Here is an 18,597-nt window from a genome sequence, read left to right as displayed (position 1 = left end):
TCCCCGGCCGCCATTTGGTGAACGGCCGGGGACGGCCCTAAGTGCCCATGTCCGTAAGGCAAATCGGGCGGACGGCGCGCCCGCGGACTTACTCGCCCACTTCGCCGTACGCGGCCAGCAGCACGGCCGGGTCCGGGCCCTCCAGGACGGTCGGCTTGGCCAGGCCGTCCAGGACGATGAAGCGCAGCAGGTCGCCGCGGGACTTCTTGTCGACCTTCATCGTCTCCAGCAGCTTGGGCCACTGGTCGTAGCGGTAGTGGAGGGGCAGGCCGACGGACTCGAGAACCGTGCGGTGGCGGTCCGCCGTCGCGTCGTCCAACCTGCCCGCCAGGCGGCCGAGTTCGGCGGCGAAGTGCATGCCGACCGCGACGGCGGCGCCGTGCCGCCACTTGTAGCGCTCGTTCTTCTCGATGGCGTGGCCGAGGGTGTGGCCGTAGTTGAGGATCTCCCTGAGGCCCGACTCCTTGAGGTCCGCCGAGACGACCTCGGCCTTGACCCGGATGGAGCGCTCGATGAGCTCGGCGGTGTGCGGGCCCGCCGGGGTGCGCGCCGCCTCGGGGTCGGACTCGATGAGGTCCAGGATCACGGGGTCGGCGATGAAGCCGGCCTTGATGATCTCGGCGAGCCCGGAGACGTAGTCGTTGACCGGGAGGGAGTCCAGCGCGGCCAGGTCGCACAGCACGCCGGCCGGCGGGTGGAAGGCGCCGACGAGGTTCTTGCCCTCGGCGGTGTTGATGCCGGTCTTGCCGCCGACGGCCGCGTCCACCATCGCCAGGACGGTGGTGGGGATCGCGATCCAGCGCACACCGCGCAGCCAGGTCGCCGCCACGAAGCCGGCCAGGTCGGTGGTGGCGCCGCCGCCGACGCCCACGATCACGTCGGAGCGGGTGAAGCCGGACTGGCCGAGCGCCTTCCAGCAGTAGGCGGCGACCTCGGCGGTCTTGGCCTCCTCCGCGTTCGGTACCTGGATGGCGACGGCGTCGTAGCCCTGCCCGGCGAGGTCGGCGCGCAGCGCGTCACCGGTCTCGGCGAGCGCCTCGGGGTGGACCACGGCCACCCGCTTGGCCTTCTCCCCGATCAACCCACCGAGCTCGCCCAGGAGTTGACGACCCACCAGCACCTCGTACGGGTCGCTGCCGGCGGTCCCGCCGACCTGGATCCGGGTGACTGCCTCGCTCATGCTTCTTTCAACTCCAGTGAATCCAGCGCGACTTGCGTGACCTCTTCGGGCGTACGGCTGTCCGTCGCGACGACGGCCGTGGCGACCTCCTCGTACAGCGAGCGCCGGGCCTCCATCAGCTCGCGCCACTGCTTGCGCGGGTTGACGGCGAGCAGCGGGCGGGCCGCGTTCAGGCCGGTGCGCTTGACCGCCTCCTCGACGTCCATCGAGAGGTAGAGGACGCGGTGCCCGGCGAGCAGGGCGCGCGTGTCCGCGTCGAGGATGGAGCCGCCGCCCAGCGACAGGACGCCGTCGTGCTCGGCGAGCGCCCGCTGCACGGCCCGCTTCTCGATCGCCCGGAAGACCGGCTCGCCCTCGTCCACGAAGATCTCGGCGATGGTGCGGCCCTCGGCCGCGACGATGTCCTCGTCGGTGTCCCGGTAGCCGACGCCGAGGCGCTCGGCCAGCAGCTGCCCGACGGTGGACTTGCCCACGCCCATCGGGCCGACCAGCACGACGACAGGCACCGCGCTCACCGGATGGCCAGGTTGTCGAGGTACGACCGCACGTTGCGCCGGGTCTCGGTGACCGAGTCGCCGCCGAACTTCTCCGCGACCGCGTCCGCGAGGACCAGCGCGACCATGGCCTCGGCGACGATGCCGGCGGCCGGGACGGCGGAGACGTCGGAGCGCTGGTGGTGGGCCTGGGCGGCCTCGCCGGTGGCCACGTCCACGGTCTGCAGGGCGCGCGGCACGGTCGCGATCGGCTTCATCGCGGCCCGGACCCGCAGCAGTTCACCCGTGGTCAGACCGCCCTCGGTGCCGCCGGAGCGCCCGGAGACGCGCCGGATGCCCTCGGGCGTGCCCACGATCTCGTCGTGCGCCTTCGAGCCGGGGACCCGGGCCAGGTCGAAGCCGTCGCCGATCTCGACGCCCTTGATCGCCTGGATGCCCATGAGGGCACCGGCCAGCCGGGCGTCCAGCTTGCGGTCCCAGTGGACATGCGAGCCGAGGCCCACCGGGACGTCGTACGCGAGCACCTCGACGACACCGCCGAGGGTGTCGCCGTCCTTGTGGGCCTGGTCGACCTCGGCCACCATCGCCTTCGACGCGTCCGCGTCCAGGCAGCGCAGCGGGTCGGCGTCCAGCTTCTCGACGTCGGCCGGGGTCGGGTACACACCGGCCGGGGCCTTCACCGAGCACAGCTCGACGACGTGCGAGACGATCTCGATGCCGGCCGTCTCCTTCAGGTACGACCGGGCCACCGCGCCCAGCGCCACGCGGGCCGCGGTCTCCCGGGCGGACGCGCGCTCCAGGATCGGGCGGGCCTCGTCGAAGCCGTACTTCTGCATGCCCGCCAGGTCGGCGTGGCCAGGGCGCGGACGGGTCAGCGGGGCGTTGCGGGCAAGGCCGGCGAGGATCTCCGGGTCGACCGGGTCGGCCGCCATGACCTGCTCCCACTTGGGCCACTCGGTGTTGCCCACCATGATCGCGACCGGGGAACCAAGGGTCAGGCCGTGCCGGACGCCGCCGAGGAAGGTGACCTCGTCGCGCTCGAACTTCATGCGCGCGCCGCGTCCGTAGCCGAGCCGGCGCCGGGCCAGGTGGTCCGCCACCATCTCCGTGGTGATCGGCACGCCGGCGGGAAGACCCTCCAGCGTCGCCACGAGTGCGGGACCGTGGGACTCCCCCGCGGTCAGCCAACGCAACCTGCTCAACGCTGCTCCTCAGTGCTCGCGCCCTGGTACTGCCCTTGCGTACGCACGTCCTCGCGTACGGCGGCGGCTCGACCAGGTGCGCGGCCCTGGCCCGCCACCTCCGATCCTCCCACGTCCGGATGTCGGCTCAGGTCCGAGTCCGGCAGACGGACAGGTGATGGACGCCCGGCACGGGGGCCCGGGCGGACGTGCGCGGGGCGAGGAGAGGTGGAGCGGGCCCGGTGCGCGGATCAGCCGAGTCCCGCGGCCGCCCGCATCGCCGCCAGTGGGGAGCGCGGGTCGCCCGTGAACTGGTGGAACTGCAGCACGGCCTGGTGCAGCAGCAGATCGAGGCCGCTGAGGACCGGCCCGCACCGCTGTGCCCAGGCCGCGGCGAGGGGCGTGGGCCACGGGTCGTACAGGACGTCGAACAGGGTGCCGACCTGGGCGGGAAGCCGCTCGGCCAGCTCGTCGGTGCCCCCCGCGGGCGTCGTCGAGATCACCAGGGGTGCCTCGAAGGCCCGTACCGCGTCGGCCCAGTCCGCCGGACGGACCCGGACCCCCAGCCGCTCCCCCCAGTGCCGCATCTCGGCGGCGCGCCGCTCGCTGCGCACGTACACGGTGACCTCACCGGTGCAGACGCGGGCGAGGGCGGCGAGGGCGGAGGAGGCGGTGGCGCCGGCGCCCAGGATGGCCGCCGACTCGGTCTTCTCGACGCCCTTCTCGTGCAGCGCGGCGATCAGGCCGGGTATGTCGGTGTTGTCGCCGGCCTTGCTTCCGTCGGGCCGGAAGACCACGGTGTTGACGGCCTCGACGGAGGCCGCCGTGTCGGTGATCTCGTCGAGCAGCGGAATGACCGCCCGCTTCAGCGGCATGGTCAGGGACAGCCCCGCCCACTCCGGACCGAGCTGCCCGAGGAATCCGGGCAGCGCGGCCTCGTCCACCTCGAACCTGTCGTACGACCAGTCGTCCAGGCCGAGCGCCCGGTACGCCGCGTTGTGCAGCCGCGGCGACAGGGAGTGGGTGATGGGCGAGCCGAGCACGGCCGCCCGGCGGGTTGCTGACATCAGTTGCTGTTCCTCGACGCGTTGAACTCCTCGACGAGCTTGTTGTGCTCGGCGAGGGTCTTCGTGAACTTGCTGGTCTTGCCGTCCAGCGAGATGAAGTAGTACCAGCCGTCGTGCGTGGGGTCGAGCGCGCCCTTGATCGCGTCCTCACCGGGGTTGTCGATGGGACCGGGAGGCAGGCCCTTGACGTAGTACGTGTTGTACGGGTTGTTGTACTTCCGCAGCTCGGAGATGCTCAGGTCGATCTTGCTCTGGTTCTTGATGTAGTTGTACGTCGAGTCGAACTCGAGCGAGCCGTAGGTCTCGGGGTTGCCGGGCTTGAGGCGGTTGTAGACGACCTCGGCCATCTTGCGGAAGTCGTCGTGGCTGACACCCTCGGCCTGCACCAGGCTCGCCACGGTGAGCAGCTGCCAGGGGTTGTCGAGCCCGAGGCTCTTGGCCTTCTTCGTCAGGCCCAGTTCCTCGTACTTGTCGTTGGCCCGGGTGACCATCTCCTTGAGGACGGTCTCGGGCTTCTGCCCCTTGGTGACCGCATAGCTGGAGGGGTAGAGGAACCCTTCCAGCGGATCCTTGAGGTTCGCGTGGTTCAGTGCCCAGGAGGGCAGGCCGAGCTTCTTGTAGTCGTTCTTCGCGACCTTGGCCGTGGTGCCTGCCGCCACGCCGAGGCGAGTGTCGATCACCTCGTAGATCTTCGAGTTGCGCATGCCCTCGGCGAAGATCAGGTTGCTGCGGCTCTTCGGGCTGAGCATCAGTTCGACCGCGCTCGCGGCCGACATCTGTTTCTCCAGCGTGTAGACGCCGTCCTGGATCGTCTTGCCCTTGGGGTTCGACTGCTGAGCCGACACGAACGCGTCGACGCTCTCGACGACGCCCGCCTCCTTGAGCTTCTGCCCGATCACATAGCCGCCGGCGCCCTTGGGGATCGTCACGGTGACCTGCGTCCCATTGCCGTCGCCCGCGTAGTCCGGGGCCGGGCCGAAACGATTTTGGTAGAACTGCCAGCCGAAATAGCCGACGCCGCCGATGCCGCCGCCGAAGACCAGGACGAGGACGAGGCAGGCGCAGCCGTTGCGGCTCTTCTTCTTGGGTTTCTTGCCGCCGCGGGCCTTGCGGCCGGCGCGCGGGTCGTCGTCCTCGTCCTCCTCGTCGGCATCGGCGTCGCCGCCCGCGAAGAAGGCGCGTTCGCCCTGGTCGGGGCCCGGGTCCCAGTCGGTCTGCGGCGGTTCGGGCTCGGCCTGCCTGCGGCTCGGCGGCTCGGGCGGCGGGTAGGCGTCCGGGGTGCCGTAGTAGTCGTCACCGCCCCCGTAGGCGGCGGCCTGCTGGGCGTACGGGTCCTGGGGGTCCGTGTACTGGACATGCGTATGCGTGCCCTGGCCCCAGGCCTGCTGGTCGTACGACTGCTGCTGGCCCTGACCCGCGTAGTACTGCTGGTCGTACTCCTGGTACTGCTGCTGGTACTGCTGCGCCTGACCGTATCCGGCCTGTTGGCCGTCGTTCCAGCCGCCGTACTGCTGCTGCGGCTGCTCTGGATAGTGCTGCGGCTGGCCGCCGTAGGGGGACTGCTGGCCATTGGCCTGCTGTCCTCCCCATCCGTCGTCCCCGTAGTACGGGTCCTCCGGATGCCACGGTTCGGAGCCTTGGCCCCGGCCATACTCAGTCATCAAACCCCTAGAGCCGCGAGGCGGTGATCACGCGGCCTTTTCGGGCCCGCCATCGTTCCGCCTCTTTCTGTGCGGCGCCTGTTCGAACGCCGCCACATCGCGCGGAACGTTACCGTATCGCGATCAGATGACCACTTCGACGCCCTCGCCGGGTGCTTTACCTGACACCCGTTCGGATTCCAGGGCCTGCTGCAGGATGATCACAGCGGCTGCCTGGTCGATGACCGAGCGGCCCTTCTTGGCCTTCACGCCCGAGGCGCGCAGTCCCTGAGTGGCCGTCACCGTGGTCATCCGTTCGTCGACCAGTCGGACGGGGATCGGTTTGATGCCCTTGGCCAGCTCCTGCGCGAAGGCCCGAACCTTTACCGCGGCCGGGCCCTCGCCCCCCTTGAGGGAGCGAGGGAGTCCGACGACGACCTCGATCGGCTCGTACTCCTCGACCAGCTGGCGCAGCCGGCGGTGGGCCTGGGGGACGTCCCGGCCGGGGACCGTCTCGACCGGTGTGGCGAGGATCCCGTCGGGGTCGCAGGAGGCGACCCCGATCCGGGCGTCGCCGACGTCGATGGCGAGTCGGCGGCCCCGGCGCATGGACCGGCCCTCCCCGGTCTGGCCCTCGGCGGTCACTTGGCCGTGTCCGCCACGAGGCGCTCGACCGCGTCGACGGCCTCGCCGATCACGGCCGGGTTCTGGCCGCCGCCCTGGGCGACGTCCGGCTTGCCGCCACCGCCGCCGCCGAGGGTCTTGGCGGCGGTGCGGACCAGGTCACCGGCCTTGAGACCGCGCTCGCGGGCGGGCTCGTTGGTGGCGATGACCGTGAGGGGCTTGCCGTTGTTGACCGTGAACAGGGCCACGACCGCGGCGCGTCCGCCCTGGATGCGGCCGCGCACGTCGAGGACCAGCTTGCGCAGGTCGTCGGGGGTCGTACCGTCCGGGACCCGGCCGGTGACGACGGCGATGCCGCGGACGTCCTTGGCGGACTCGGCGAGTCCGGCGGCGGCCTGCAGCACCTTCTCGGCGCGGAACTTCTCGATCTCCTTCTCGGCGTCCTTCAGCTTGCCGAGCATCGAGGAGACCTTCTCCGGCAGCTCCTCCGGGCGGCCCTTGAGCAGCTCGGTCAGCTGGTTGACGACCGTGTGCTCGCGGGCGAGGAAGTTGTAGGCGTCCACACCGACGAGAGCCTCGATACGGCGCACACCCGAGCCGATCGACGACTCGCCGAGCAGCTTCACCAGGCCCAGCTGGGCGGTGTTGTGGACGTGCGTGCCGCCGCACAGCTCCTTGGAGAAGTCGCCGATGGTCACCACCCGGACCCGCTCGCCGTACTTCTCGCCGAACTCGGCGATGGCGCCCTGCTTCTTGGCCTCGTCGATGCCCATGATGTCGGCGCGGACGTCGAGGTCGCGGGCGAGGACCTCGTTGATCTTCTGCTCGACGTCGCTCATCACGGCCGTCGGGACGGCGGACGGAGATCCGAAGTCGAAGCGGAAGCGGCCCGGCTGGTTCTCGGAACCGGCCTGGGCGGCCGTCGGGCCGAGCGCGTCGCGCAGCGCCTGGTGGGTGAGGTGGGTGGCCGAGTGGGCGCGGGCGATCGCCTTGCGCCGCCGAGCGTCGATGGAGGCGACGGCCTTGGCTCCGACCGTCACCTCGCCGACCTGGACGACGCCCTTGTGGACGTAGACGCCCGGGACCGGCTTCTGGCAGTCGCGGACCTCGATGACGGCACCGGAGTCGACCTTGATCTTGCCGGTGTCGCCGATCTGGCCGCCGCCCTCGGCGTAGAACGGGGTGCGGTCGAGGACGATCTCGACCTCGTCGCCCTCGGTGGCGGCCGGCGAGGAGGCGCCGTCGACGAGGATGCCGACGACGGTGGACTCGCCCTCGGTGTCGGAATATCCGATGAAGTCGGTCTCGCCGACCTTGTCCGCGATCTCGCGGTAGGCGCCGGCGCCGGCGTGGCCGGTCTTCTTGGCCTGGGCGTCGGCCTTGGCGCGCTCCCGCTGCTCCTTCATCAGGCGGCGGAAGCCCTCCTCGTCCACGGAGAGGCCCTGCTCGGCGGCCATCTCCAGGGTGAGGTCGATCGGGAAGCCCCAGGTGTCGTGGAGCAGGAACGCCTTGTCGCCGGCGAGGACCGTGCCGCCGGACTCCTTGGTCTCGGTGACGGCGGTGTCGAGGATGTTGGTGCCGGCCTTCAGCGTCTTGAGGAAGGCGTTCTCCTCGGCGACGGCGACCTTCTCGATGCGCTCGCGGTCGGTGACCAGCTCCGGGTACTGCTGGCCCATCATCGCGATCACGGTGTCGATGAGGTCCAGGACGACCGGGCCGGTGGCGCCGAGGAGGCGCATGTTGCGGATGGCGCGGCGCATGATGCGGCGCAGGACGTAACCGCGGCCCTCGTTGCCGGGGGTCACGCCGTCGCCGATGAGCATCACCGAGGTGCGCATGTGGTCGGTCACGACGCGGAGGGAGACGTCCGAGGCGTGGGCGTCGCCGTAGTGGACGCCGGTCAGCTCGGTGGCCTTCTTGATGACGGCCATGGAGGTGTCGATCTCGTACATGTTCTGCACGCCCTGCAGAATCATGGCGAGACGCTCCAGGCCGAGGCCCGTGTCGATGTTCTTGCTCGGCAGCTCGCCGAGGATCTCGAAGTTGTCCTTGCCGATGCCCTCGCCGCGCTCGTACTGCATGAAGACGAGGTTCCAGATCTCCACGTACCGCTCGTCGTTGACGGCGGGGCCGCCCTCGACGCCGAACTCGGGGCCGCGGTCGTAGTTGATCTCGGAACACGGGCCGCAGGGGCCGGGGACGCCCATGGACCAGTAGTTGTCCTTCATGCCGAGGCGCTGGATGCGCTCCTTCGGCACGCCGACGACCTCGTGCCAGATGCGCTCGGCCTCGTCGTCGTCCTTGTAGACGGTGATCCAGAGGCGGTCGGGCTCCAGGCCGTAACCGCCCTTGTCCTGGGGCGTGGTGAGCAGCTCCCAGGCGTACTTGATGGCGCCTTCCTTGAAGTAGTCGCCGAAGGAGAAGTTGCCGCACATCTGGAAGAAGGTGCCGTGCCGGGTGGTCTTGCCGACCTCTTCGATGTCCGGGGTGCGCACGCACTTCTGGACGCTGGTGGCGCGGGCGAAGGGCGGCTTGACCTCACCCAGGAAGTACGGCTTGAAGGGCACCATGCCGGCGGGGACCAGGAGCAGAGTCGGGTCGTCCGCGATGAGCGACGCCGAAGGGACGACGGTGTGCCCGCGCTCCTCGAAGAAGCTCAGCCAGCGGCGGCGAATCTCGGCCGACTCCATCAGTGGTCCTCATTCCGGTTGTACGAGTACGTCTGGTACGTCGAGCCCTCGACGTACTTCGGGCTGTTGCGGTTCTCGATGGCGGCGAACCGCCGGGGTGCGGGGAGTTCGGGGGCCGCGTTGATGCCGAGGGCCTCTCCGAGCTCGTCCTCCCGCTGGGCCATGTTGTCGCGGACGTCCAGCGCGAAGCCGACCGCTCTGTCCTTGAGCCGGTGACCGGCGTCGATGGCCTTGTTGGCGGCGGTGACGGCGAGGTTCTCCGGCGTCAGCTGCTTCAGCTTGCGGTTGACCTTGGTGGTGGCCCACACACCGGCGGCGACACCCGTGGTGAACCAGAACGTACGGCGGAACATCGGTCGGCTCAGTCCCTCTTCCCGCGGTTCTCGCGATACTTGCGCTTCTCCCGCCGCGACGCCGGGACCGTCCGGCCCACGATCACGGTACGCCGGGACTCCTTGGCGGGCACGTCCTCCCGGCGGGCGCCCAGGGCCCGGCGGACGCCGTAGCCGAAGGCCGCGACCTTGACCAGGGGGCCGCCGAAGGTGGAGGCGACGGTGGTCGACAGGGCCGACGCGTTCGACGTGACCTCCTGGACGTCCGTCGCGATCGCGTCCACCCGGTCGATCTGCGTCTGCGCGGAGCGCACCGCCGCGGAGGCGTCGGCCAGCAGCGGGACGGCCTGGTCGGTCACGTCCGCCACCAGCTTGGTGGTCGCCTTGAGCGTCTGGGCCACCCTCGCCAGCGCGACGGCGAGGAAGGAGACCAGGATCGCCCAGAAGACGGCCACCAGCATCCCGGCCACCTCGCCACCGGACACCGCGTGCACCCGCTCTCATGAACACCTGTGAATAGACGACGTGAGCCTATCGCGCCGGGCGCGGCGCTCCGTACCGCATTCCCGTCCGCGCACGGCCGAGTTGCGCGAAGCGATTGTACGGACTGAATACGGTTCAGTACGCTCCGTATTCCATGCGGGATCATCAGCGCAGCAGCGGCCCTGCCGACGGCAATCTGCCCCTGGAGCTCAACGCCTTCGTCGGACGTACGGCCGAACTGGCCGGGCTGGCACGGGTGCTCGACGCCGCGCGGCTGGTGACCGTCACCGGGCCGGGCGGGGTCGGCAAGTCACGGCTGGCGGCCCGGGCGGCCGGGCGGTGCGCACCGCCCGGCGGGGTGTGGCGGGTGGAGCTGGCGCCGGTGCGCGACGCGGAGTTCGTCGACTACGCCGTCGTAGAGGCTCTCGGTCTGAAGGACCACACGACCCGGCTGCCGCGCGAGACGCTGCTCGCGCATCTCGCCGAACGGCAACTCCTGCTGGTTCTCGACGGGTTCGAGCATCTGGTGGACGCGTGTGCCGGGCTGGTGGCCGAGCTGCTGCGCGAGGTGCCCGGGCTGCGGGTGCTCGCGGTGGGGCGCCGGCCGCTGGGCGTGGCGGGCGAGCGGGTGTTCCCGCTGGCGCCGCTGGGCGAACAGGAGGCGGTCGAGCTGCTGCGGGAGCGGACGGCGCAGCACGGGCCGGTGCCGGACGAGGGTCCGGAGGTACGGGAGCTGTGCCGGCGCCTCGACGGGATCCCCCTCGCCGTCGAGCTGGCGGCGGGGCGGCTGCGGGCGCTGTCGCCGGGGCAGTTGCTGGAGCGGCTCGACGACCGGTTCCGGCTGCTGACCGGCGGCGGCCGGGACGTGCTCCCCCGCCATCAGACGCTGCGTACGGCGATCGGCTGGAGCCATGAACTGTGCACCCCGCGCGAGCGGTTGCTCTGGTCGCGGCTTTCGGTGTTCGCCGGGCCGTTCGAGCTGGAGGCCGTGGAGTACGTGTGCAGCGGGCAGGGGCTGGACGCCGACGACGTCCTCGACGTGCTCGGCGAACTGCTCGCGCAGTCGGTGGTCGCCCGCGAGGAGACGCCCTTGGGCACGCGCTACCGCATGCTCGACACGGTCCGGGCGTACGGCGCCGAGTGGCTGGAGGCGACGGGGGACGCGGCGCGGCTGCGGCGGCGGCACCGGGACTGGTACCTGGGCCTGGCGACCTGGTGCGAGCTGGACTGGTTCTCGCCGCGCCAGGCGGAGGTGGCCGCGCGGGTGGAGGCGGAGCTGCCGAACCTGCGGTGCGCGCTCGAACACTGCCTGAGCGAACCCGGCGAGGCGCATCTGGGCCAGTACCTGGCGGGCTCGCTGTGGTTCTACTGGGCGGGCTGCGGACGGCTGTCGGAGGGACGGCACTGGCTGGAGCAGGTGGTGCAGCTGGACTCGGGCCACGAGCAGTCCCGGCTGAAGGCGCTGTGGGTGCTCGGTTACGTCGCGATCCTGCAGGGCGACACCGTGCCGGCGCTGGCCGCGCTCGCCGAGTGCCGCGAGGAGGCGGAGCGCTCGGCCGACCCGACGGCGGTGGCGTACGCGGAGCACCGCACCGGCTGTCTGGCCCTGGTCACGGACGACATGCCGCGTGCGGAAACGCTGCTGCGCTCGGCCCTCGACCGCTACCAGGAGATCGGCGAGCTCAACAGCAACGTCCTGATGGGGCAGGTCGAGCTGGCGATGGCGCGGGCCTTCCAGGGCGATCTGCCGGGCGCGGTGCGGATGTGCGAGGACGTGCGCCGGGTCTGCGAGGACCACGGCGAGCGCTGGACCCGCTCGTACGCGCTGTACGTCCTGGCCTACGCCGCCTGGGCCGAGGGCGACCCGGCCAGGGCGCGGACCCTGCTGACCGACTGCCTGGGCAGCGCGCACGCCTTCCACGACCTGCTGGGCTCGGTGCTGGCGGTGGAGCTGCTGGCCCTGGTCACGGTGGTGGAGGGCGACGCCGCGGAGGCCGCGGTGCTGCAGGGCGCGGCGGGGCGGATGTGGCCGTCGGTGGGGCTGCCGCTGTTCGGCTCGGCGTACTACAACGCCCCGCACGAGCTGTGCGAGGCGACGGCCCGGGAGCGGCTGGGCGACGAGCGGTACGAGGAGTGCGTACGGGAAGGTGCGCGGCTGGTGCGGGAGGCGGCGGTGTCCCGGGCGCTGGAGCGGCCGCTGGACGCGCTGCCGACGCCACGCGGGCCGGTGCGGCACACGACGGCGACGGCGGTGGAAAAGCAGCAACCCGCCGCCTCCCGTGCCCACAAGGGCGGGGAGACGGCGGGCTGAGGTGGTGCTACCGCCTGCTGAGGGAGATCAGCGGGCGTAGTACTCGACGACGAGCTGCTCGTCGCAGATGACCGGGACTTCCTTGCGGTTCGGCTCGCGGTCCAGGCGGAACGCCAGGGCCTTGAGGTTCACCTGCAGGTAGCGGGGGGTCTCACCGTCGGCCGCGAAGCCACCCTCGCGGGCGATCTCGAACAGCGGCTTCTGGCGGCTGCGCTCGCGGACCATCACGACGTCGTCGGGACGGACGCGGAACGAGGGCTTGTCGACCTTCTGGCCGTTGACCTCGATGTGGCCGTGAACGACCATCTGACGGGCCTGGTAGATGGTGCGGGCGATGCCCGAACGCAGGACCAGGGCGTCGAGACGGCGCTCGAGCTCCACGATCAGGGCCTCACCGGTCTTGCCCTGCACCTTGGAGGCACGCTCGTAGGCGCGGACCAGCTGGCGCTCGGAGATGTCGTACTGCGCGCGCAGACGCTGCTTCTCCAGCAGACGGACCTTGTAGTCCGAGTTCTGCTTGCGGCCACGGCCGTGCTCACCCGGCGGGTAGGGGCGGGCCTCGAAGTACTTGACGGCCTTGGGGGTCAGCGCGATGCCGAGGGCACGCGACTTCTTGACCTTGGGGCGGGACTGATTCGCCACTGTTTCTCGTTTCCTTGTTTTCGGCTTGTCAGGGTTGAGGGAGGTCGCATCCGCAGCCGGGGAAACCCGCCGGGTCCTTTTGACGGACCTGGTGGGCAGCCGCTCCCTGGTCTGGGCACATACGTGCAGCACGCGAGTGGCCCACCGACCGGTCCCGTCGTACGACGAGTGGTGGTGGGCTGCCCGCGACACCAATCGAACGGTGCGCGACGCTCCTGGAACCCGCTGGGGGTTCCGGCCGGCCGTCCCGTTCTGACAGCACGGGACACAGCACTTCGAGGGATTCTACAGGGTGCTCAGGACCGCTTCCGACCGAGGTGCTTCCTGGTCCACTCGACGGCGTCCGCGTACCGCGCCTCCGCGCCGTGCCGGGTCGGCGTGTAGTACTCGCGGTCCTTGAGGGCGTCCGGCGCGTACTGCTGCTCGGCGATCCCCTCGGGCAGGTCGTGCGGATACACGTACCCCTGCGCGTGCCCGAGCTTGGCGGCGCCCTTGTAGTGGCCGTCCCGCAGATGCGGGGGCACCTGTCCGGCCATTCCCTTGCGTACGTCCTCCAGGGCGGCGCCGATCGCCGTGGTCGCGGCGTTCGACTTCGGGGCCAGGGCGAGGGCGATGGTGGCGTGGCTGAGGGTGAGGGCGGCCTCGGGGAAGCCGATCATGGCGACGGCCTGGGCGGCGGCGACCGCGATCGGCAGGGCGTTCGGGTCGGCCAGGCCGATGTCCTCGCTCGCGGAGATCATCAGGCGGCGGGCGATGAAGCGGGGGTCCTCGCCGGCCTCGATCATGCGGGCCAGGTAGTGCAGGGCGGCGTCGACGTCGGAGCCCCTGATGGACTTGATGAGGGCGCTGGCGACGTCGTAGTGCTGGTCGCCGTCGCGGTCGTACTTCACCGCGGCCCGGTCGACGACCTCCTCCAGGGTGGTGAGGGAGATCTCCGTCTCGCCCTTGTCGAGGGCGGCCCCGGCGGCGGCCTCCAGAGCGGTCAGGGCGCGGCGGGCGTCGCCGCCGGCGATGCGCAGGAGGTGGTCCTCGGTGTCCTCGGGCAGGGCGACGGCGTCCTTCAGGCCGCGCTCGTCGCTCAGCGCGCGCTTGAGGAGGCCGCGGACGTCGTCGTCGGTGAGGGGTTCGAGGGTGAGGAGCAGAGAGCGGGACAGCAGCGGGGAGATCACCGAGAAGTACGGGTTCTCGGTGGTCGCCGCGATGAGGGTCACCCAGCGGTTCTCGACCGCGGGGAGCAGGGAGTCCTGCTGGGCCTTGCTGAAGCGGTGGATCTCGTCGAGGAAGAGGACGGTCTCCTTGCCGTATCCCCCGGTGGCACGGCGGGCGCCGTCGATGACCGCGCGGACCTCCTTGACGCCCGCGGTGATCGCCGACAGCTCGACGAAGCGCTTGTTGGTGGCCTTGGAGACGACGTAGGCGAGGGTCGTCTTGCCGGTGCCGGGCGGGCCCCACAGGATCACCGAGGACGGTCCCGCCGGTCCGCCCGCGCCCTCGCCGACCAGGCGGCGCAGGGGCGAGCCGGGCTTGAGCAGGTGCTGCTGGCCCACCACCTCGTCGAGGGTGCGCGGGCGCATCCGCACCGCCAGGGGACTCCCGGTCGGGTCCTTCTCCTGGCGTTCTTCTGCGGCGGCGGTGAACAGGTCGGGCTCCACGCTGAAACCCTAAATCACCGCACTGACAATCCCTCCGGGCCCTGGAGAAGACCGGGTCAGCTGGTCCAGAAGTCCCACCAGCGCGTGAGCACCAGCATGCCGATGATGCCGATGTGCAGAACCGGCACGACCCAGGTGAACTCGCCGAAGAAGCTCTTCAGCCAGCGCGGGGCCGGCAGGAGGTCGTTGCGGATGTTGAACGAGGTGACGTACCAGAACATGGTGATCGTCGCGACCCAGGCCAGCGAGCACCACAGGCACAGCGCGTTGATCCGGTACAGGGACTGGAACTGCAGCCAGGTGCAGAAGGCGACACCGAAGAGCGTGCCGAAGTTGAAGGTGAGCCAGTACCAGCGCGGGAAGCGGGCGCGGGCCAGCAGGCTCATGCCGACGCAGATGACGATGCCGTAGGCGACCAGGCCGAGCATCGGGTTCGGGAAGCCGAAGGCGGCGGCCTGCTTGGACTCCATGACGCTGCCGCAGGAGACGACCGGGTTGAGGCTGCAGCCGGGCGTGAAGGTCTTGCCCTCGACCTTCGCCTCGAGCAGCTTGAACTTGTCGATCGTGATGACCCACGCCGCGAGCAGGCCGGCCGCGCCGGTGATGATCAGCAGCAGCGCGAACGCCCGGCTGCCGCCCACCGTCCGGGGCCCGTCGGGCGCGCGCTCCTCGGGGGGCTCGGGCTCGGTGGAGACGTCCTTGACTGTCGTCTTGCTCATCACGCCGATTCCGTCTGCTTGAGAGTTGGACCTTCTTCGGGCAGGGGCCATTGTGCCGTACAGGGGCCGCTGTCCACCGTTCGGTGGACATAAGGAAGTACGCACGGTCGTCCCCGAGCGTTCGGTTCCGGACGAGGCTCGGCGCATGACAGCACACGCGAACGAACTCGCGGTGGACGTACGGGGGCTGCGCAAGCAGTACGGGGACGTGACCGCGGTGGACGGCATCGATCTCGGCATCCGCCGGGGAGAGGTGTTCGGCCTGCTCGGACCCAATGGCGCGGGCAAGAGCACCACGGTGGAGATCCTCCAGGGCAACCGGGACCGGGACGGCGGCGAGGTGTCGGTGCTCGGCTCCGATCCGGCGACCGGCACGCGCGCGTGGAGGTCCCGTGTGGGAATCGTCTGGCAGGACGAATCGGCGCCCGCCGAGTTGACGGTCCGCGAGACCGTGCGGCATTTCGCGCGCTACTACCCGAGGCCGCGCGACCCGGAGGAGGTCATCGGCCTGGTGGGTCTGGAGGCCAAGGCCGACAGCCGTGTCAAGGGTCTGTCGGGCGGCCAGCGGCGCCGTCTCGACGTGGCCCTGGGGGTGATCGGCGATCCCGAGCTGCTGCTCCTGGACGAGCCGACGACCGGCTTCGACCCCGCGGCCAGGCGGCAGTTCTGGGACCTGATCCGGCTGCTCTCCGACGAGGGCACGACCATCGTGCTGACCACGCACTACCTGGAGGAGGCGGAGGCGCTCGCCGACCGGCTCGCGGTCGTCGCCAAGGGGCGGGTCGTCGCGGAGGGCGAGCCGGGCGCGCTGCGGGAGCGGTACGGCACCGGGGCGACCGTCCGCTGGACCGAGGCCGACGGCAGCCCGCGCGAGGAGCACACGGACACCCCGACCAGGACGGTCGCGGAGCTGACGGGCCGCTTCGACGGCGAGATCCCGGGGCTGCTGGTGACCCGCCCCACCCTGGAGGACGTGTACCTCCGGCTGACCGGACAGGAGGACGCGCGATGACCACGACCGCCGTACCGACCCGGACCCAGGCGCCCGCGGAGCGGCTGCCCGGGGCGTGGGGGCTGGGATTCCAGCGCGGCCTCCTGGAGATCAAGCAGTTCTTCCGCCAGCGCGACCAGGTGGTCTTCACCTTCTCCTTCCCGGTCGTCTTCCTGTTCCTGTTCGCCTCGATCTTCCACGACGACGTGCACGGCAGCGGGGTCACCGCCTCGCAGCTGTACGTCCCCGCGATGATGGCCTCCGGCATCATGTCGACGAGCTTCCAGTCGCTCGGCATCTCGATCGCCGTGGAACGCGACGAGAAGGTGCTGCGCCGGCTGCGCGGCACCCCGATGCCGCCGGCCGCGTACTTCCTGGGCAAGATCTGGCTGGTTCTGTTCACCGGGATCGTGGAGACGGCGATCCTGCTGCTGGTCGGGACCGGGTTCTACGGCGTCGACCTGCCGACCGACGCGTCCCGCTGGTTCGACTTCGCGTGGATCTTCGTCCTCGGGCTGACCGGGTGCTCGCTGCTCGGCATCGCGATCAGCTCGGTGCCCAAGTCGGCGAAGAGCGCGAGCTCGGTCGTCGTACTCCCCTTCCTGGTCCTGCAGTTCATCTCCGGGGTGTACATCTCGATCGACACGATCCCCGGCTGGATGCTGGACATCGGCGCCCTGTTCCCGCTGAAGTGGCTGTGCCAGGGGCTGCGGGGTGTGTTCCTGCCCGACTCGGCGCGGGTGCTGGAGCAGGCGGGGAGCTGGGAGTTCGGGCGGATCGCGCTGGTGCTCGGGGCGTGGTGCGTCGGAGGATTGGTGCTGTGTCTGCTGACGTTCCGCTGGAAGGACCGGCGCACGGGATGACCGATCCCGGCGCGCATGCCTGGGACCGCACGATCCGGCTCTGGGACGCGTACTTCGCGGTCTCCTGGGCGGCCACCCTTGCCTTCGTGCTCAACGCGGCGCACCCGGACTCGCCGGTCCGGGTGGCCGCGGCGGCGCTGCTGGTGCCGCTGGTGCCCTGGTACGCCGTCGTCGGGCGCCCACTCCTCCAGGAGGACCCGCCGGACCAGCGGCGGGCGCTGCGCTATCTCGCCGGGGCGATCGCACTGTTCCTGCCCTCGGCCGTGATGGTCGGCGAGACCCGGCTGATGGCGTTCGCGCTCATCCCCCAGTGCTTCATGACGCTGCGCATGCGGTGGTCCCTGGTGGTCGTCACCGTGATCAACCTGGCGCCGGTCGCGGGCTGGGCGCTGCTGTGGCGGCCCGACGCCGAGGCACTGATCGCCAACGTCCTGTTCTCCGCGGTCACCCTCGTCTTCGCCGTGGTGATCGGCAGCTGGATCATCCGCATCATCGAACAGAGCATGGAGCGGGCCGAGTTGATCGCCGAACTGGACGCCAGCCGCCACGAGATCGCCCGGCTCTCGGCCGCGCACGGTGCGTCGACCGAGCGCGAACGCATGGCCCGCGAGATCCACGACACCCTCGCGCAGGGCTTCACCAGTCTGCTGATGCTGATCCAGGCGGTGGAGGCCGAGCTCGACCACGACCTGCCGCAGGCCCGCCGCCATCTCGCCCTGATGGACGAGACGGCCCGGCAGAACCTCGCCGAGGCCCGCGCCCTGGTCGCCGGCGGCTCCCCCGCCGACCTCGACGGCGCCTCCCTCCCGGACGCCCTGCGCCGCCTCGCCGCCCGCCACAAGGCGACCCTGGACGTGACCGGTCCGGTACGCCCGCTACCGGCGGGACCCGAGGTCGTCGCGCTGCGCTCCTGCCAGGAGGCCCTGGCCAACGCCCGCAAGCACGCGGGGAGTTCAGCGGGGGTGGGCATCGAGCTGGCGTACGCCGACGACACGCTCACCCTCTCCGTACGGGACGACGGCTGCGGCTTCGACCCGGGCACCCCCTGCGAGGGCTACGGTCTCGCCGGACTGCGCGCGCGGGCCACCGAGGTCGGCGGCACGGCACGGATCCGCAGCGCGCCGGGCGACGGCACGACCGTGACCGTCAGCCTGCCGGTATCCCCTTCGAGGAGCTCTTCGTGATCCGGATCGTCCTGGCCGACGACCACCCCGTCGTACGGGAGGGCCTGCGCGCGATACTCAGCGCCGAGCCGGACCTGGAAGTGCTCGCGGACGCGGCGAGCGGCCCGCAGGCGGAGGCGCTCGCGGCCGAACTCCGGCCCGACATCGTGCTGATGGACCTGCGCATGCCGGGCGGTGGCGGCGTGGACTCGATCGTGCGGATGAGCGAGGCGGGCCTGCCGTGCCGGGTCATCGTCCTGACCACGTACGAGACGGACCGGGACATCCTGCGCGCGGTGGAGGCCGGAGCGGCCGGCTACCTGCTCAAGGACATGCCCCGGGCCGAACTGGCGGAAGCGGTACGGGCCGCGGCCCGCGGCGAGACGGTACTGGCCCCGTCGGTGGCGGCCCGCCTGGTGGACCAGCTGCGCACCAAGCCGGACCGCCCCCGGCTCTCCGAGCGGGAGACGGCGGTACTGCGGCTGGTGGCGGAGGGCTGCACGAACGCGGAGATCGGTCGCCGGCTGTTCATCGGCGAGTCGACCGTGAAGACCCACTTGCTGCG

At 70.9% G+C, this 18,597-nt stretch carries 17 protein-coding genes; 5 read left to right on the top strand and 12 right to left on the bottom strand.

Translation table 11 applies throughout. The features are described from left to right. Positions 1-88: 88 nt before the first annotated feature. From aroB to MQP27_RS40360, 9 genes are all read right to left on the bottom strand, one after another. Positions 89-1,180, bottom strand: coding sequence for a 3-dehydroquinate synthase (aroB, locus tag MQP27_RS40400; RefSeq protein WP_242774949.1), 1,092 nt, complete (start codon positions 1,178-1,180; stop codon positions 89-91). Then, positions 1,177-1,695: a shikimate kinase gene (locus MQP27_RS40395; RefSeq protein ID WP_242774947.1), complete on the bottom strand. Its 519-nt coding sequence runs from the start codon at positions 1,693-1,695 to the stop codon at positions 1,177-1,179. Before MQP27_RS40395 ends, aroB begins: the two co-directional genes overlap by 4 nt. Next, a complete protein-coding gene (gene aroC / locus MQP27_RS40390) occupies positions 1,692-2,876 on the bottom strand; it encodes a chorismate synthase (protein ID WP_242774945.1) in 1,185 nt (394 codons plus the stop codon). Before aroC ends, MQP27_RS40395 begins: the two co-directional genes overlap by 4 nt. A 230-nt stretch (positions 2,877-3,106) precedes the next feature. Beyond that, a complete protein-coding gene (locus tag MQP27_RS40385) occupies positions 3,107-3,922 on the bottom strand; it encodes a shikimate dehydrogenase (RefSeq protein WP_242774944.1) in 816 nt (271 codons plus the stop codon). Further along, positions 3,922-5,583: an endolytic transglycosylase MltG gene (mltG, locus tag MQP27_RS40380; protein WP_242774941.1), complete on the bottom strand. Its 1,662-nt coding sequence runs from the start codon at positions 5,581-5,583 to the stop codon at positions 3,922-3,924. The genes MQP27_RS40385 and mltG overlap by 1 nt, the downstream gene beginning before the upstream one ends. A 123-nt stretch (positions 5,584-5,706) precedes the next feature. After that, entirely contained in the window at positions 5,707-6,171 is a 465-nt protein-coding gene (ruvX, locus tag MQP27_RS40375; RefSeq protein ID WP_242775534.1) for a Holliday junction resolvase RuvX, read from the bottom strand. Positions 6,172-6,203: 32 nt separating this feature from the next. After that, positions 6,204-8,876 (bottom strand): alanine--tRNA ligase, encoded by a 2,673-nt coding sequence (gene alaS, locus MQP27_RS40370; RefSeq protein ID WP_242774939.1) that lies wholly within the window; start codon positions 8,874-8,876, stop codon positions 6,204-6,206. After that, positions 8,876-9,229, bottom strand: a complete 354-nt coding sequence (locus MQP27_RS40365) for a hypothetical protein (protein WP_242774937.1) — start codon at positions 9,227-9,229, stop codon at positions 8,876-8,878. Before MQP27_RS40365 ends, alaS begins: the two co-directional genes overlap by 1 nt. Before the next feature lie 8 nt (positions 9,230-9,237). Beyond that, positions 9,238-9,702, bottom strand: coding sequence for a DUF948 domain-containing protein (locus MQP27_RS40360; RefSeq protein WP_242774935.1), 465 nt, complete (start codon positions 9,700-9,702; stop codon positions 9,238-9,240). 143 nt (positions 9,703-9,845) lie between these two features. On the opposite strand from MQP27_RS40360, the gene MQP27_RS40355 reads away from it, so the two are divergent. Continuing rightward, entirely contained in the window at positions 9,846-12,002 is a 2,157-nt protein-coding gene (locus tag MQP27_RS40355) for an ATP-binding protein (protein WP_242774933.1), read from the top strand. 27 nt (positions 12,003-12,029) lie between these two features. On the opposite strand, the gene rpsD is transcribed toward MQP27_RS40355, so the two are convergent. The 3 genes from rpsD to MQP27_RS40340 form a co-directional block, all read right to left on the bottom strand. After that, complete coding sequence (gene rpsD, locus MQP27_RS40350; RefSeq protein WP_242774931.1) at positions 12,030-12,644, bottom strand: 30S ribosomal protein S4; 615 nt, start codon at positions 12,642-12,644, stop codon at positions 12,030-12,032. 296 nt (positions 12,645-12,940) lie between these two features. Continuing rightward, positions 12,941-14,296: a replication-associated recombination protein A gene (locus MQP27_RS40345; RefSeq protein ID WP_242774928.1), complete on the bottom strand. Its 1,356-nt coding sequence runs from the start codon at positions 14,294-14,296 to the stop codon at positions 12,941-12,943. A 56-nt stretch (positions 14,297-14,352) separates the two neighbouring features. Further along, entirely contained in the window at positions 14,353-15,015 is a 663-nt protein-coding gene (locus MQP27_RS40340) for a vitamin K epoxide reductase family protein (RefSeq protein WP_242774926.1), read from the bottom strand. A gap of 145 nt (positions 15,016-15,160) precedes the next feature. On the opposite strand from MQP27_RS40340, the gene MQP27_RS40335 reads away from it, so the two are divergent. The 4 genes from MQP27_RS40335 to MQP27_RS40320 form a co-directional block, all read left to right on the top strand. Continuing rightward, on the top strand, positions 15,161-16,027 hold the full coding sequence (locus MQP27_RS40335; RefSeq protein WP_242774923.1) for an ABC transporter ATP-binding protein: 867 nt from the start codon (positions 15,161-15,163) through the stop codon (positions 16,025-16,027). Further along, the gene (locus tag MQP27_RS40330; RefSeq protein ID WP_242774920.1) at positions 16,024-16,869 is read left to right on the top strand and encodes an ABC transporter permease; all 846 of its coding nucleotides are present in this window, start codon (positions 16,024-16,026) and stop codon (positions 16,867-16,869) included. Before MQP27_RS40335 ends, MQP27_RS40330 begins: the two co-directional genes overlap by 4 nt. Then, positions 16,866-18,053, top strand: coding sequence for a sensor histidine kinase (locus MQP27_RS40325; RefSeq protein ID WP_242774917.1), 1,188 nt, complete (start codon positions 16,866-16,868; stop codon positions 18,051-18,053). Before MQP27_RS40330 ends, MQP27_RS40325 begins: the two co-directional genes overlap by 4 nt. After that, the coding region (locus MQP27_RS40320; RefSeq protein ID WP_242774914.1) for a response regulator at positions 18,050-18,597 on the top strand (548 nt) is incomplete at its 3' end. The genes MQP27_RS40325 and MQP27_RS40320, both read left to right, overlap by 4 nt.

Origin of the sequence: Streptomyces cylindrosporus (assembly GCF_022698165.1) — a bacterium.
Classification (GTDB): Bacteria; Actinomycetota; Actinomycetes; order Streptomycetales; family Streptomycetaceae; genus Streptomyces; species Streptomyces cylindrosporus.
The sequence above is the reverse complement of the archived record's forward strand: the minus strand, read 5'-3'. Positions and strand labels throughout refer to the sequence as shown.

What these genes read in the sequence shown, in the direction of transcription:
- MQP27_RS40330 (WP_242774920.1), top strand. Translation starts at nt 16,024, where the DNA reads ATGACCACGACCGCCGTACCGACCCGGACCCAGGCGCCCGCGGAGCGG.
- MQP27_RS40385 (WP_242774944.1), bottom strand. Translation starts at nt 3,922, where the DNA reads ATGTCAGCAACCCGCCGGGCGGCCGTGCTCGGCTCGCCCATCACCCAC.
- MQP27_RS40335 (WP_242774923.1), top strand. Translation starts at nt 15,161, where the DNA reads ATGACAGCACACGCGAACGAACTCGCGGTGGACGTACGGGGGCTGCGC.
- aroB (WP_242774949.1), bottom strand. Translation starts at nt 1,180, where the DNA reads ATGAGCGAGGCAGTCACCCGGATCCAGGTCGGCGGGACCGCCGGCAGC.
- MQP27_RS40325 (WP_242774917.1), top strand. Translation starts at nt 16,866, where the DNA reads ATGACCGATCCCGGCGCGCATGCCTGGGACCGCACGATCCGGCTCTGG.
- MQP27_RS40355 (WP_242774933.1), top strand. Translation starts at nt 9,846, where the DNA reads ATGCGGGATCATCAGCGCAGCAGCGGCCCTGCCGACGGCAATCTGCCC.
- MQP27_RS40340 (WP_242774926.1), bottom strand. Translation starts at nt 15,015, where the DNA reads ATGAGCAAGACGACAGTCAAGGACGTCTCCACCGAGCCCGAGCCCCCC.
- alaS (WP_242774939.1), bottom strand. Translation starts at nt 8,876, where the DNA reads ATGGAGTCGGCCGAGATTCGCCGCCGCTGGCTGAGCTTCTTCGAGGAG.
- MQP27_RS40365 (WP_242774937.1), bottom strand. Translation starts at nt 9,229, where the DNA reads ATGTTCCGCCGTACGTTCTGGTTCACCACGGGTGTCGCCGCCGGTGTG.
- mltG (WP_242774941.1), bottom strand. Translation starts at nt 5,583, where the DNA reads ATGACTGAGTATGGCCGGGGCCAAGGCTCCGAACCGTGGCATCCGGAG.
- ruvX (WP_242775534.1), bottom strand. Translation starts at nt 6,171, where the DNA reads ATGCGCCGGGGCCGCCGACTCGCCATCGACGTCGGCGACGCCCGGATC.